This window comes from Streptomyces sp. AK08-02, from assembly GCF_033795085.1.
In the GTDB taxonomy this organism is placed as follows: Bacteria; Actinomycetota; Actinomycetes; order Streptomycetales; family Streptomycetaceae; genus Streptomyces; species Streptomyces echiniscabiei.
In genome coordinates this window covers 1-13,911 of sequence record NZ_JARAZV010000040.1, presented here as the reverse complement: position 1 = coordinate 13,911, position 13,911 = coordinate 1, and the positions used below count along the sequence as shown (strand labels likewise).

Here is a 13,911-nt window from a genome sequence, read left to right as displayed (position 1 = left end):
GCCGCCGGCCGCCGGGCCCACACCGAACGCACCCTCGTCCTCAGCCTCTACGGCATCACATGATCAAACCGGACGACCCGGGCAAACGCCGGGGCCCTGACATCAGTCCCAGGTGACCTGGGGCCTACTGTAGGGGGATTTCATGAAACTCAGACACAGCGTCCTCGTTGGCGTGGCTTCGGTGCTGGCCTTCAGTGGGCTGCCGGTATTCGTGGCGGGAGCTCAGGCCGATCCGAGTTGCGTCGTCAGCGCCAGTGGCTCCACGAGTGGCAAGTCGTACACGGTCAAGGTCACCAGCAACCCGTGTGGTCGGAAGGTCCGTGCCTATCTGGGCTGCATCAACCCGGATACCTTCTACCGTACGAACAAGTATGGTGCGACGATCTCCGGAACCGGTTCCAGTAAGGCGACGTGCCACCCGGATGACATGATCGAAAAGCGCGGGCACCAAGTGAATGTTCCTGACCAGGGATGGACGACCTACATCCACTGACGAAGTGTGAACAACTGGCAGGACAGGGGCATGCCTCTGTCCTGCCAGTGCGTTCTGCGTCCGTAGTCGTAAGGCGCTGGGACATTGGTGCGGTGGTGAGACTTGTGGACGCCTCACTCTGACCGTACCTACCCTTGATGATCATCTCTATCTGAGGGTTCAGCCGGCCTGGTCGATGCGCATGTCCTTGAGTGGCATTACGGGCGAGCGATATTCCAGCGGCCTCTAACGTTGACCGTGGTGGTCAGGTCCAGAGGCTCGAGTCAAGTCGATAAACCCTTCAGCCTACGGCTGGCTTGGCCGATGCAAGGTCATTGCGCCTGTCTGGGTGTCCAGCCCGACGATCACGTGCAGAGCAGCGGTGCAACTGCCGATACCCGTTTCTGCATATCTGCTCGCACCTCTTCCAACAGGGCGGTACTGACAGCCGCCGCCCTGTGATGATCATGCGGCAGGCCATGCTCCCCACGATACAGGGCGTATGGCGGGGAGCATGCAGACCGGATGAGCTCAGAGGACCTTGGAGAGGAAAGATTTGGTGCGGTCGTGCTGAGGATTCGTCAGCACTTCTCTCGGATGGCCTGCTTCTACCACCACACCGTCATCCATGAACACGAGAGAGTCACCGACCTCGCGGGCGAAACCCATCTCGTGCGTGACAACGATCATCGTCATGCCGTCCTCGGCGAGGTCTCGCATGACGTCGAGGACTTCACCGACAAGCTCGGGGTCGAGAGCCGAGGTCGGTTCGTCGAAGAGCATCAGCTTGGGTTCCATCGCGAGCGCGCGGGCGATGGCGACGCGCTGCTGCTGACCGCCGGAGAGTTGGGCAGGGTAGTGGCCCTTGCGATCGCCAAGGCCCACACGGTCCAGTAGCTGCTGGGCCCGCTCCCGGGCGACAGCCTTGGACTCGCCCTTCACCTGGACCGGCGCTTCCATGACGTTCTCCAGAGCCGTCATGTGGGGGAAGAGATTGAAGCGCTGGAAGACCATGCCGATGTCCCGTCGTTGCGCAGCGACTTCACGTTCCTTCAGCTCGTAGAGCCTGTCGCCCTTCTGTCGGTAACCCACCAGCTCGCCATCGACGGACAGGCGGCCAGCACTGATCTTCTCCAGGTGGTTGATGCATCGCAGGAAAGTTGATTTGCCGGAGCCGGACGGGCCGATCAGGCAGAACACCTCACGCGCGTTCACCTCCAGATCGATGCCCTTGAGGATGTGCGCAAGACCGAACGACTTGTGCACGCCCTCGGCCTTCACCATGGGGTGACTGGTCGTGGGCTTGCCGAGGCTCTTGCTGATACCGCTCATCGGGCTACCTCCGGGCGGCGGAACGAACCGAACAGCCGGAGGTTCTTCCTCAGGCGCTGCAGTGGGGTCGGTGGCAGGTTGCGCGATGAGCCACGGGCGTAGCGTCGCTCAAGGTAGTACTGGCCGACGCTGAACACACTGGTGAGGATCAGGTACCAGATCGATGCCACGAAATACAGCTCGACGACCGCGAGCGAAGTGCTGGAGATGTCCGTGGACCGCTTGATGAGCTCGTTGAATTGGACCGCGTAGGCGAGCGACGAGGTCTTCAGCATGTTGATGAACTCGTTGCCCGTCGGTGGCACGATCACCCGCATCGCCTGGGGCAGGATCACGCGACGCAGAGTCTTGCCCTGTGTCATGCCCAGCGCATGCGACGCTTCCGTCTGTCCCTCGTCCACCGACTGGATGCCGGCCCGGACGATCTCGGACATGTACGCGGCCTCGTTGAGGCCGAGCCCCAGCAACGCGGCCAGGAACGGTGTCATCACCTGGTTCATCTCGTCTTTGTAGAACCCCAGGTTGAGGATGGGGAACACGAGCGCGATGTTGTACCAGAGGAGGAGCTGGACTAGCACGGGCGTGCCGCGGAAGAACCAGACATAGAACCAGGCCACGGTGCTCGTGACCGGGTTCGACGACATCCGCATCACCGCGAGGACCACGCCCAGGGCAAGTCCGAGGAGCATGGCGAGGACGGAGATGTACAGCGTGTGCCAGACGCCGGACAGGATGGTCCCGTCCGTGACGTAGTCCGGGATGATGCTGTAGTTGATCTTCGCGTTGGAGAACGCGATTCCGATCATCACCAGCAGCGCGACGACCGCAGCGCCGGCCACCCAGCGGCCGTAGTGGCGCACCGGGATGGCCTTGATCTGCTCCGGCGGCAGCGAGGGCGCCGGAGCCTTGTCGACAATGTCAGTCACGGTGACTGCCCTTCAGTGTCGCGCCGGGCAGATCAAGAGCCACCGTTGACCTTGGACTCGGTCACCGCGCCATCTGTGACGTTCCACTTCTCAAGGATCTTCGTGTACTCGCCGTTCTTGATGATCGCGTTCAGGGCTGCCTGGAGGGCATCTCGCAGCTCGGCGTTGTCCTTGCTGACGCCGATGCCGTATGGGCCTGCCTCGATCTGATTGCCAACGACCTCGAAGTCGTTGCCGCTGCCTGAAGTCTTCGCGTTGTAGGCGGCAACCGGGAAGTCGTTGAGGTCGGCAACCGAGGCACCCTGCTTGAGGCGGAGAAGAGCCTCGGGGTCGGTGTCGAAGGTCTGCAGGGTGATGGCCTTCTTGCCATCCGTCTTGCACTTTGCGCTCTGTGTCTTGGCGATGCCCTCAGACGTGGTGCCCTTCTGTAGGGCCACCACCTTGCCGCACAGGTCGTCCAGGGACTGGATGCCCTTCGGGTTGCCCTTCTGGACCAGGATCGAGGTGCCGGCGGTGAAGTAGTCGACGAAGTCGATACCGTCGCCGACCTTCTTGCCGGTGTCCGAGTCGACACCGTTCTGACGGTCCTTAGTGTCATTCATCGCAGACATGACCACGTTGAACCGCTTGGACTGCAGACCGACGATGAGCTGGTCGAACTTGCCGTTCTGGAAGGCGAACTTGACGCCCAGCTGCTTGCCGAGAGCGGCTGCGATGTCCGGGTCGATACCGGAGGCTTTGCCACCGTCCACAAACTCGACGGGCGGGTACGCGATGTCGGAGCCCACGTTGACGACGCCTGCGTCGCGGATGCTCGCAGGGAGCTTGGCGGCGAGGGGCGCTGACGAGGACGGAGAGTTGGAGCTGCTGTCGCTGCTCTTGTCTGTCTGGTCACCGCAACCGGTGAGCAGCAGGGCGCCCGCGACCGCGATCGCACCGACCGCGGCTAGCCGGTTGTGCGCGGCGGTCGTACGAAGGGTGGAGCTTGCGGTCATGGTGGGTTCCTCCGGCGGATGGATGGTGTGCCATTGGGGCCGGGGCCCGCCCCGGAGGGCGGACGATTCCGGCGGGTCGACTGGTGCACGCATCTTTGAGTGTCGCGACCTTGTGTGATTACGGCATCTTGCCATTCGGACTGAGGCATTCAGACGACCGGCCATGTCAAAATCGGATAACGGGTGACCCCCGTGCGGCGTCAGGTCGGTGCACCAGAGCCGGACCTTCCCGGATCTTCTACGGGAATCATTCGTTCCGGCCGGAAGATCTTCGGTGTATCTCGCCAGGTGAGCGGCTGTTGCATCCGTACGTACAGCCGAGTGGGACCTCGTCCCGGCCTGATCCCGGCTGATCCCGGCTGATCCCGGACCGATCTCAGCCAGATCGCGTCTCGATACCGTCCGGATCGCATCGGCTTGCGCCGTGCTTGCGATTCGGGTCCGGTGTGCCTCTCGATTTGATCGATCATGCCCGGGTATGTGGCCATGTGTGGTGATGAGTCATGTCGCCCCCGTGTGACCTTCGCGCTATGGGGTCGTCGTCGGTGTCCTCCGTCCGGTAAGAAGGTTCCTCACACCCCTCATCCGGGGCTCAGGGCGCGTGTGCGGCGCGCCCGTCGCGCTCGTGCCCGTGCGCATCACTCACCGGGGCCTTGCGCGGTGCCCGCCCACCCCTCACCAGGAGTGGTCACCCTCCAAACCTTGAAGACTTAAGGGGTAAACAAAGTGGCAGCGGAGATCGTCAATCCTCGCGGCGACATCGTCACCGACAGTGATGCCGGTGAGTTCGACCCGGCGTTCGCTCTGCACCGGGGCGGCAAGATGGCCGTGCAGGCCACCGTGCCCATCCGTGACAAGGACGACCTGTCCCTCGCGTACACCCCCGGTGTGGCCCGGGTGTGCACCGCCATCGCCGAGCAGCCCGACCTCGTCAACGACTACACCTGGAAGTCGTCCGTCGTCGCGGTCGTGACGGACGGAACGGCGGTCCTCGGGCTCGGGGACATCGGTCCCGAGGCGTCCCTCCCGGTGATGGAGGGCAAGGCGATCCTGTTCAAGCAGTTCGGCGGCGTGGACGCGGTCCCGATCGCGCTGGCCTGCACGGGCGTGGACGAGATCATCGAGACGGTGGTCCGGCTGGCGCCGTCCTTCGGTGGGGTCAACCTGGAGGACATCTCGGCACCGCGCTGCTTCGAGATCGAGCGGCGGCTCCAGGAGCAGCTGGACATCCCCGTGTTCCACGACGACCAGCACGGCACGGCGGTCGTGACGCTGGCGGCCCTGCGCAACGCGGCACGGCTGACCGGGCGGGAGCTCGGGGAGCTGCGGGGCGTGATCTCGGGCGCCGGTGCGGCGGGCGTCGCCATCGCGAAGTTCCTCCTCGAGGCGGGCCTCGGCGATGTCGCCGTCGCCGACCGCAGGGGCATCGTCTCGGCGGACCGGGACGACCTCACGCCGGTCAAGCGCGAGCTGGCCGAGCTGACGAACAAGGCCGGGCTGACGGGGTCGCTGGAGAGTGCCCTGGCGGGCGCCGACGTCTTCATCGGCGTCTCCGGCGGTACGGTCCCGGAGGCGGCGGTGGCTTCGATGGCCAAGGACGCGTTCGTGTTCGCGATGGCCAACCCGGACCCCGAGGTGCACCCGGATGTGGCGCACAAGTACGCGGCGGTCGTCGCGACCGGGCGCTCGGACTTCCCGAACCAGATCAACAACGTGCTGGCGTTCCCGGGGATCTTCGCGGGGGCGCTGCAGGTGCGGGCCTCGCGGATCACGGAGGGGATGAAGATCGCGGCGGCGGATGCGCTGGCGGCGGTCGTGGGTGAGGATCTGGCCGCCGATTACGTGATCCCGTCGCCGTTCGATCCGCGGGTCGCGCCTGCCGTTACCGCGGCGGTTGCTGCGGCGGCTCGGGCGGAGGGTGTCGCTCGGCGCTGAGCGTGGCTTGTCAGGGTGGCCCCGTCCGGCTTGTGGCGGGGCCGTTCCTGGTTCGCCCCCGCCGCCCCTACCCGTCCCATCCCTCCCCCAGAGGGGGGACCCCCACTGGGGGCTGCGCCCCCAGACCCCCCTTTCGGCCCTGAAGGGGCCTCGTCCTCAAACGCCGGACGGGCTGAAGGTGCGGGCCGGGGCTGTAGGCGCGGGCACTCCCGAGGCGCGGGCGGAGTGCAAGAGGGTGTGTGTCACAGTGCCGTGTCGTTCCCCCGGCCCCGCTCGCCCCCTATCGTCAAGGTCATGTTCGCCGCCTACGCCGCCCGTATCGACCCCGACCGCCCGCTCGACGGGCTGGAGTTGGGTGACCGCCCAGCCCCCGAGGCGCGTCCGGGCTGGGCGACGGTCGATGTCAGGGCCGCCTCGCTCAACCATCACGACCTCTGGTCCCTGCGCGGAGTCGGACTCCCCGAGGGGCGCCTGCCGATGATCCTCGGCTGTGACGCCGCCGGCGTCGACGCGGACGGCAACGAGGTCGTCCTGCACTCCGTCATCGGCCAGACCGGCCACGGGGTCGGCCCCGGGGAACCCCGTTCCATCCTCACCGAGCGATACCAGGGCACCTTCGCCGAGCAGGTCGCCGTACCGGCGTGGAACGTCCTGCCCAAGCCCAAGGAGCTCTCCTTCGCGGAGGCGGCCTGTCTGCCCACGGCCTGGCTGACGGCGTACCGCATGCTCTTCACCAACGCGGGCGTACGTCCCGGCGACTCGGTGCTCGTGCAGGGCGCCGGTGGCGGGGTCGCGACGGCCGCGATCGTGCTCGGCAAGGCGGCGGGGCTGCGGGTCTTCGCGACCAGCCGGGACGAGGCGAAGCGGAAGCGGGCACTGGAGCTGGGCGCCGTCGAGGCGGTGGAGTCCGGGGCGCGGCTGCCGCAGCGCGTGGACGCCGTGATCGAGACGGTCGGGGCGGCCACCTGGTCGCACTCGGTCAAGTCGCTGCGGCCCGGCGGCACCATCGTCATCTCCGGCGCCACCAGCGGGGACCGCCCCTCGCACGCCGAACTGACCCGGATCTTCTTCCTCGAACTCAAGGTCGTCGGCTCGACGATGGGCTCGAAGGACGAACTGGAGGACCTGTTGTCCTTCTGCGCCACCACCGGAGTACGCCCCGTGATCGACGAGGTCCTTCCGCTGGACCGGGCCCGCGAGGGCTTCGAACGCCTTGAATCGGGCGACCTGTTCGGCAAGATCGTCCTCACCACCTCCTGATCACCGGCATGTGCTGACCTCCGTCCGACTGCGGCGGGCCCGGGTTTCCGGGCCCGCCGTTCGCGTGTTCGCGACGCCCGGAGCTGTCCATCTGTCCATCCGCCCATCTGTCAATCAGGGTTGACGGTCCTGGCAGTGTCAACCTATGTTGACGTCATGACCGAAGCAACAGATCTCGCCGAGCGCGCGGGTGACCGCGACCCGCGGATCGGACTGCGGGCTGTCTCCGCACTGCGGAAGCTGGTCGAGCAGTTGGAGTCCGTGCAGGTGCGCAGTGCGCGCAACCAGGGCTGGTCGTGGCAGGAGATCGCCACGGAACTCGGTGTCAGCAGGCAGGCCGTCCACAAGAAGCACGGGAGGCAGTGATGTTCGAACGGTTCACGAGCGATGCGCGCGCTGTGGTGCAGGGTGCCGTCGAGCACTCCGCTCGCGTCGGCAGCCGGTCCGTCGACGCCGAGCACCTGCTGCTCGCGCTGCTCGACGGGGAAGGCGGCAGGGCCTCCTTCGCGCTGGCCTCGCTCGGACTCGCCGACCGCAAGGAGTCGGTGAAGGCCGCCCTGGCCGACGCCCGGCGCCGCGCCGGACTGTCCCAGGCCGAGGCCGATGCCCTCGCCGGGCTCGGGATCGACGTGTCCGACATCGTCTCCCGCGTCGAGGAGGTGCACGGCGTCGGCGCGATGTCGGGCTTTCCCCGGGGCCGGGGACGGCTGTCGTCGGGGCGTCGGCCCTTCGGCAGGGATGCCAAGGAGGTGCTGGAGAGGTGCCTGCGCATCGCCGTGGCCCACCGGGACCGCCGGATCGGCGACGAGCACATCCTCCTCGCCCTGACGGCCCGCCCGGGTGTGCCGTCGGAGGTCCTCGCCGATCAGGGAGTCACGTACGGCGGTCTGAGCCGTGTCCTGTACGGCGACGGCGACGGCGACGGCGAGGGCGAGGGCGCGGCGAAGGCGGGCTGAGAGGGGCGGATCGGGGCGGTGCGAGACGTTGTCCCGCGCGTCGGGGACCCGCCCGCCCTCATCGCTTCGGCGTCCGCAGTGCCGCCTCCACCAGTGCCGCCGCCGCGGACAGGTGACCGCGGATCTCGTGGACCTGGGGTTCCGTGACACCGTGGTCGCGGGCCGTGTCGCGGATGTCGTCGCGGAAGCGGTCCAGGAGGCGGTCCAGGTCCCGGGCCGGGTTGCCGCTGGAGTCCTCGTGCGCCCAGGTCGGCGGTTCGTAGCCGGCCGGGAAGTCCGGGGGAGTGTCCGTGTACTCCGGGTGCTCCCGGCCCGGTGCCGTGGGGGTGGTGGTGCCGCCCGAACGGGGGAAGCCGAAGTCCTTGCCCAGGCCCTGTCCGATGTCCTTGCCGAGGTTCTTGCCGAAGTCCTTTCCGAACTCGCCGAACTCCTTGGCCAGTTCGGTCAGGCCCTCCCGGACGCCCGTCGGCCAGTCGCCCCTCGTGAAGTGGTCCTGGACCTGCTCCTGGACACGCCTGGCGATGCGCTGGACCTCCTCCTGGGCCTGGGCGCGGGCGTGTTCCTGGGCCTCCTTGGCCTGGCGCCTGGCCCGCTGGGCCTCCTCACGGGCCCGGCGGCTCTCGTCCTTCGCGCGCCGGGCCTGCTCCTTCCACTCCTGCTTGGCTCGCCGCATCTCCTCCTTCGCGACGCGCCACGCCTCCTTGTCGCCGACATCCGCCGGGTCCCCGAACGGGGTGCCCTGAGCGGCTCCGGGGCCTCTGCGGGCCTCGCCGGCCGCCGCGCGCACCTCCCGGCGCAGATCACCCGCCGCACCCCGGACGTCGGCCCGGATCTCGGCGGCGAGTTCGGCCACCGACTCACGGATCTCCAGCTCCAGGTCGGCCAGTTCACCGCTGCGGTCGGCCAGCTCGGCGCGACCCGCGTCCGTGATCGCGTACACCTTTCGGCCGCCCTCGGTGGTGTGCGTGACCAGGCCCTCGGTCTCCAGCTTGGCCAGGCGCGGGTACACGGTGCCCGCCGACGGCGCGTACAGCCCCTGGAAGCGTTCCTCCAGGAGGCGGATCACCTCGTAGCCGTGGCGGGGAGCCTCGTCCAGCAGCTTCAGCAGGTAGAGACGCAGGCGGCCGTGGGCGAAGACGGGAGGCATGTCAGAGCACCTTCTTGTTCGTGGATCCGGAATCGTCTCCCGGGGCGGACGGGTTCCCGGAGGCCGGGGCGGAGTCGGTCGGCTCGTCCTCCCCCTGGGGGCGGCGGAGCAGGGCGATGGAGCCGGAGACCGTCGTCGCCCGCAGCTTGCCCGTGCCCGCGCCCAGGCGGCCGGTGACGCGGTGGGCGCCCCACTGGCCGTGGACGCGGAGGCCGTCGAAGGCGTTCGAGATCTTGCCGCTCGCCGTGTTCGCCTCCACGTCGGCGTCCGCCGGATGCGGGAGCCGGATGGCGATCTCCCCCGAGACGTTCGTCAGCTGCACGTCCGTCGGGCCCTCCGGGTCGAGGTCGACGATCATGGAGCCGCTCACCGACTCCGCGCGCACGGAGGGTCCGGAGCCCTCGACCACCGTGAGGTCGCCGGAGACGGAGTTGAACCGCAGCTCCCCCGTGACCGCCTGGGCCTCCAGGTTGCCCGAGACCGTGTCGGCGCGGACCGGGCCGGACAGGCCGACGAGCGTCGTGTCGCCGGTGACGCCCTTCACCACCGTCGGTCCGTCGACCCCCGAGACCACCGCGCCGGCGCCGACCACGCCCACCTCGACACGGGTGTGGGCCGGGACGGCCAGGGAGACCACCACGCTGCGGCGCCAGCCCTTGCGGTCCAGCCACTTGAGGAGGCCCTTCCAGGGCAGGTCCTCGTAGGCCACCGTCAGGACGCCGTTCTCCTGGGTCACCACCAGAGGTGGGCCCTCGATCTCGGAGACCTCCAGGCGGGCGGAACTCTCCTCGGTGCCCACGACGTTCACCGTTCCGTTGACGATGCGTACGTGCAGGTCTGTGACCGGTTCGTCGAAGGTGAGCTTGCCGGGCTCTTTGACGGACCACTCGGATGTGGTGGACATGATGCGGACCCCCTGGGTGAACGGACATGCTCGACTCCGGGAAGACGACAGGACGCAACGCGCCATATCGCGTCTTCTGCTATTCACGATATATCGCGCTCACGGGAAGTCAAGACACTCGTTCGGGGGTGTGGCCCGCTCAGGCCCGGCCCACCCGGCTCCGGCCTACTCGTCGTCCTCGTCGTCCAGCCGTGCCAGCCAGGTCGCCAGGCGCTCCACCGGTACCTCGAAGTCGGGATTGAGGTCGACGAAGGTCCGCAGCTGCTCGGCGAGCCACCCGAAGGTGACCTCCTCCTCGCCGCGCCGCTTCTCCAGTTCTTCGATGCCTCGGTCGGTGAAGTACACGGATGTTCTCCTGGGGACTGCTGGGGCTGGTCGTGGGGACTGGCGATCGGGGCCGGGGCCACCGGTCGTACCTCTCAAGGTTATGCGGAGCCGCCGGTGCGGCACATGACGAAGGCCCGGCACCGAATTCCGGTGCCGGGCCCTGTTGCCTGTGCCGTCAGGCGTGTTCGGAGGCTCAGGCCTCGAACACCTCGCGCACCAGCTGCTCCTGCTCCGCCTGGTGACGCTTCGCCGAACCCACCGCGGGGGACGAGCCCGCCGGGCGCGAGATGCGCCGCAGCCGCTCGCCGTGCGGGATGTCCGCGCCGACCGCCAGGTCCAGGTGGTCGATCAGGTTGAGGGCGATGAAGGGCCACGCGCCCTGGTTCGCCGGCTCCTCCTGCGCCCACAGGTACTTCTCGGCGTTCGGGTACTTGGCGATCTCCGCCTGGAGTTCCGCACCCGGGAGCGGGTAGAGGCGCTCGATGCGGATGATCGCCGTGTCCGTGGTGCCGAGCTTCTTCCGCTCGGCCTCAAGGTCGTAGTACAGCTTGCCGGCGCAGAAGACGACCTTGCGGACGTCGGCCGCGGCGACGGACTCGTCACCGATGACCGGGCGGAACGCGCCCGAGGTGAACTCCTCCGCCTTCGACGCCGCCGCCTTGAGGCGCAGCATCGACTTCGGGGTGAAGACCACCAGCGGCTTGTGGTGCGGGTTGTGCACCTGCCACCGCAGAAGGTGGAAGTAGTTCGACGGCAGCGTCGGCTGGGCGACCGTCATGTTGTTCTGGGCGCACAGCTGGAGGAACCGCTCGATGCGCGCGGACGAGTGGTCCGGGCCCTGGCCCTCGTAGCCGTGGGGGAGCAGGAGCGTGACGCCGGACGTCTGGCCCCACTTCTGCTCCGCCGCCGAGATGTACTCGTCCACCACCGTCTGAGCGCCGTTGACGAAGTCGCCGAACTGCGCCTCCCACATCACCAGGGACTCGGGACGGGCCAGCGAGTAGCCGTACTCGAAGCCCATGACCGCGTACTCGGAGAGCAGCGAGTCGTAGACGTTGTAGCGGGCCTGGTCGTCCGAGAGGTACTGGAGCGGGGTGTAGTCCCCGCCGGTGACCCGGTCGATCAGCACCGCGTGGCGCTGGCCGAACGTGCCCCGTCGGGAGTCCTGGCCGGAGAGACGGACAGGGGTGCCTTCGAGGAGCAGCGAGCCGATGGCGAGGGTCTCGCCCATGCCCCAGTCGATCGTGCCGTCCTCGATCATCGCCGCGCGACGCTGCAGCTGCGGCAGCAGTCGCGGGTGGACGGTGACGTTGTCGGGGATGTTGACCTGGGACTCGGCGATGCGCTTGACGACCTCCTGGGAGATCGCGGTCCGCACAGCCACCGGGAACTCGGCCTGCGGGTCCGGGACATGGGCCTCGGGAGCCTGCGAGACGGCCTCGCGGACCTCCGTGAAGACCTTCTCCAGCTGACCCTGGAAGTCCTGCAGTGCCTGCTCGGCCTCTTCAAGGGTGATGTCGCCGCGACCGATGAGGGACTCGGTGTAGAGCTTGCGCACCGAGCGCTTCTTGTCGATCAGGTCGTACATCAGGGGCTGCGTGAACGCCGGGTTGTCCGACTCGTTGTGACCGCGGCGGCGGTAGCAGATGAGGTCGATGACGACGTCCTTGTTGAACGCCTGGCGGAACTCGAAGGCCAGCCGAGCGACGCGGACGACGGCCTCGGGGTCGTCGCCGTTCACGTGGAAGATCGGCGCCTCGATCATGCGGGCCACGTCGGTGGCGTACATGGAGGAGCGCGACGACTCCGGGGCGGCGGTGAAGCCGACCTGGTTGTTGATGACGATGTGGACCGTGCCGCCGGTGCGGTAGCCCCGCAGCTGAGACATGTTGAGGGTCTCGGCCACCACGCCCTGGCCCGCGAAGGCCGCGTCACCGTGCAGGGCGACCGGCAGGACCGTGAAGTCCGTGCCGCCCTTGTTGATGATGTCCTGCTTGGCGCGGGCGATGCCCTCGATGACCGGGTCGACCGTCTCCAGGTGGGACGGGTTGGCGGCCAGCGAGACGTTGATCTGCTCGCCGTCCAGGCCCGTGAACACGCCCTGGGCGCCCAGGTGGTACTTCACGTCGCCGGAGCCGTGCATCGACTTCGGGTCGAGGTTGCCCTCGAACTCCCGGAAGATCTGGGCGTACGACTTGCCGACGATGTTCGCCAGGACGTTCAGCCGGCCGCGGTGGGCCATGCCGATGACGACCTCGTCGAGGCGCGACTCGGCCGCGCTGTCGATGACCGCGTCGAGCAGCGGGATGACGGACTCGCCGCCCTCCAGCGAGAAGCGCTTCTGGCCGACGTACTTCGTCTGCAGGAAGGTCTCGAAGGCCTCCGCCGCGTTCAGGCGGCGCAGGATGCGCAGCTGCTCCTCGCGCTCCGGGTTGGAGTGCGGGCGCTCGATGCGGTCCTGGATCCACTTGCGCTGCTTCGGGTCCTGGATGTGCATGAACTCGACGCCGGTGGTGCGGCAGTACGAGTCGCGCAGCACGCCGAGGATGTCGCGCAGCTTCATCAGGGACTTGCCCGCGAAGCCGCCGACCGCGAACTCGCGCTCCAGGTCCCAGAGGGTGAGCCCGTGCTCGGTGATGTCCAGGTCGGGGTGCTTGCGCTGGCGGTACTCCAGCGGGTCGGTGTCGGCCATGACGTGGCCACGGACCCGGTAGGAGTGGATCAGCTCGAAGACGCGGGCGGCCTTGGTGACGTCGTCGTCGTGGCTGGCGTCGATGTCCTTGAGCCAGCGGACCGGCTCGTAGGGGATGCGCAGCGCCTCGAAGATCTCGTCGTAGAAGCCGTTCTCCCCGAGGAGGGAGTTCGCGACGACACGCAGGAACTCGCCCGACGCCGCGCCCTGGATGACCCGGTGGTCGTAGGTCGACGTGAGCGTCATGACCTTGGCGATACCGAGCTTGTTCAGGGTGTCCTGGGACGTGCCCTGGAACTCCGCCGGGTAGTCCATGGAACCGACGCCCATGATGACCGACTGACCGGGCATCAGACGCGGGACCGAGTGAACGGTGCCGAGGCCGCCGGGGTTGGTCAGGGAGACCGTGACGCCGGTGAAGTCGTCCATCGTCAGCTTGCCGTCGCGGGCGCGGCGGACGATGTCCTCGTAGGCCTGCCAGAACTCGAAGAAGTTCAGCGTCTCGGCCTTCTTGATGCCGGCCACGACGAGCTGGCGGTCGCCGTTGGGCTTCACCAGGTCGATGGCCAGGCCGAAGTTGATGTGCGCCGGCTTGACGAGGGTCGGCTTGCCGTCCTTCTCCTGGAAGGAGTAGTTCATCGACGGCATGACCTTGATGGCCTGCACCATCGCGTAGCCGATGAGGTGGGTGAAGGAGATCTTCCCGCCCCGGGCACGCTTCAGGTGGTTGTTGATGACGATGCGGTTGTCGAAGAGCAGCTTCACCGGGACCGCGCGCACGGACGTGGCCGTGGGCACCTCGATCGAGGCGTTCATGTTCTTCGCCACGGCCGCGGACGGGCCGCGCAGCGTCACGAACTCCGGGCCGTCCGCGGCCTGGGGCGCGGGGGCGGCTTGCGGCTTGGCGGCGGCCGGTGCGGGCGCCGCCGCGGCGGGCTTCGCGACCGGAGCCGCCGGAGCGGCCG

At 67.9% G+C, this 13,911-nt stretch carries 12 protein-coding genes; 5 read left to right on the top strand and 7 right to left on the bottom strand.

What is annotated here, in order from left to right:
• Window positions 1–142: 142 nt before the first annotated feature.
• The gene (locus tag PV734_RS45520; protein WP_319098772.1) at window positions 143–493 is read left to right on the top strand and encodes a hypothetical protein; all 351 of its coding nucleotides are present in this window, start codon (window positions 143–145) and stop codon (window positions 491–493) included.
• A 510-nt stretch (window positions 494–1,003) separates the two neighbouring features.
• Here PV734_RS45520 and PV734_RS45515 read toward each other — a convergent pair.
• From PV734_RS45515 to PV734_RS45505, 3 genes are read right to left on the bottom strand one after another with little or no spacing between them, the layout of a single operon-like run.
• On the bottom strand, window positions 1,004–1,804 hold the full coding sequence (locus PV734_RS45515; RefSeq protein WP_319098771.1) for an amino acid ABC transporter ATP-binding protein: 801 nt from the start codon (window positions 1,802–1,804) through the stop codon (window positions 1,004–1,006).
• Window positions 1,801–2,730, bottom strand: coding sequence for an amino acid ABC transporter permease (locus PV734_RS45510; RefSeq protein ID WP_319098770.1), 930 nt, complete (start codon window positions 2,728–2,730; stop codon window positions 1,801–1,803). Before PV734_RS45510 ends, PV734_RS45515 begins: the two co-directional genes overlap by 4 nt.
• 32 nt (window positions 2,731–2,762) lie before the next feature.
• Window positions 2,763–3,725, bottom strand: coding sequence for an ABC transporter substrate-binding protein (locus tag PV734_RS45505; protein ID WP_319098769.1), 963 nt, complete (start codon window positions 3,723–3,725; stop codon window positions 2,763–2,765).
• Between the two features lie 726 nt (window positions 3,726–4,451).
• Between PV734_RS45505 and PV734_RS45500 the strand changes: the two genes are divergently transcribed.
• The 4 genes from PV734_RS45500 to PV734_RS45485 all read left to right on the top strand — a co-directional run bounded on the left by PV734_RS45500 (window position 4,452) and on the right by PV734_RS45485 (window position 7,876).
• Complete coding sequence (locus PV734_RS45500; RefSeq protein ID WP_319098768.1) at window positions 4,452–5,660, top strand: NADP-dependent malic enzyme; 1,209 nt, start codon at window positions 4,452–4,454, stop codon at window positions 5,658–5,660.
• Between the two features lie 294 nt (window positions 5,661–5,954).
• The gene (locus tag PV734_RS45495; protein ID WP_319098767.1) at window positions 5,955–6,920 is read left to right on the top strand and encodes a zinc-binding dehydrogenase; all 966 of its coding nucleotides are present in this window, start codon (window positions 5,955–5,957) and stop codon (window positions 6,918–6,920) included.
• Window positions 6,921–7,076: 156 nt separating this feature from the next.
• A complete protein-coding gene (locus PV734_RS45490; RefSeq protein ID WP_319098766.1) occupies window positions 7,077–7,286 on the top strand; it encodes an HTH domain-containing protein in 210 nt (69 codons plus the stop codon).
• Entirely contained in the window at window positions 7,286–7,876 is a 591-nt protein-coding gene (locus PV734_RS45485; RefSeq protein ID WP_319295191.1) for a Clp protease N-terminal domain-containing protein, read from the top strand. The genes PV734_RS45490 and PV734_RS45485 overlap by 1 nt, the downstream gene beginning before the upstream one ends.
• Before the next feature lie 58 nt (window positions 7,877–7,934).
• On the opposite strand, the gene PV734_RS45480 is transcribed toward PV734_RS45485, so the two are convergent.
• From PV734_RS45480 to PV734_RS45465, 4 genes are all read right to left on the bottom strand, one after another.
• Window positions 7,935–9,023, bottom strand: coding sequence for a helix-turn-helix transcriptional regulator (locus PV734_RS45480; RefSeq protein WP_319295189.1), 1,089 nt, complete (start codon window positions 9,021–9,023; stop codon window positions 7,935–7,937).
• Window position 9,024: 1 nt separating this feature from the next.
• Window positions 9,025–9,927, bottom strand: coding sequence for a DUF4097 family beta strand repeat-containing protein (locus PV734_RS45475; RefSeq protein WP_319295187.1), 903 nt, complete (start codon window positions 9,925–9,927; stop codon window positions 9,025–9,027).
• A gap of 165 nt (window positions 9,928–10,092) precedes the next feature.
• On the bottom strand, window positions 10,093–10,272 hold the full coding sequence (locus PV734_RS45470; RefSeq protein WP_319295185.1) for a DUF6104 family protein: 180 nt from the start codon (window positions 10,270–10,272) through the stop codon (window positions 10,093–10,095).
• A 175-nt stretch (window positions 10,273–10,447) separates the two neighbouring features.
• Window positions 10,448–13,911, bottom strand: a 3,464-nt coding sequence (locus tag PV734_RS45465; protein WP_319295183.1) for a multifunctional oxoglutarate decarboxylase/oxoglutarate dehydrogenase thiamine pyrophosphate-binding subunit/dihydrolipoyllysine-residue succinyltransferase subunit, incomplete at its 5' end; no start/stop codon positions are given.

Coding starts and splice junctions, on each gene's coding strand:
- PV734_RS45490 (WP_319098766.1), top strand. CDS start 7,077: ATGACCGAAGCAACAGATCTCGCCGAGCGCGCGGGTGACCGCGACCCG.
- PV734_RS45485 (WP_319295191.1), top strand. CDS start 7,286: ATGTTCGAACGGTTCACGAGCGATGCGCGCGCTGTGGTGCAGGGTGCC.
- PV734_RS45475 (WP_319295187.1), bottom strand. CDS start 9,927: ATGTCCACCACATCCGAGTGGTCCGTCAAAGAGCCCGGCAAGCTCACC.
- PV734_RS45515 (WP_319098771.1), bottom strand. CDS start 1,804: ATGAGCGGTATCAGCAAGAGCCTCGGCAAGCCCACGACCAGTCACCCC.
- PV734_RS45505 (WP_319098769.1), bottom strand. CDS start 3,725: ATGACCGCAAGCTCCACCCTTCGTACGACCGCCGCGCACAACCGGCTA.
- PV734_RS45520 (WP_319098772.1), top strand. CDS start 143: ATGAAACTCAGACACAGCGTCCTCGTTGGCGTGGCTTCGGTGCTGGCC.
- PV734_RS45480 (WP_319295189.1), bottom strand. CDS start 9,023: ATGCCTCCCGTCTTCGCCCACGGCCGCCTGCGTCTCTACCTGCTGAAG.
- PV734_RS45495 (WP_319098767.1), top strand. CDS start 5,955: ATGTTCGCCGCCTACGCCGCCCGTATCGACCCCGACCGCCCGCTCGAC.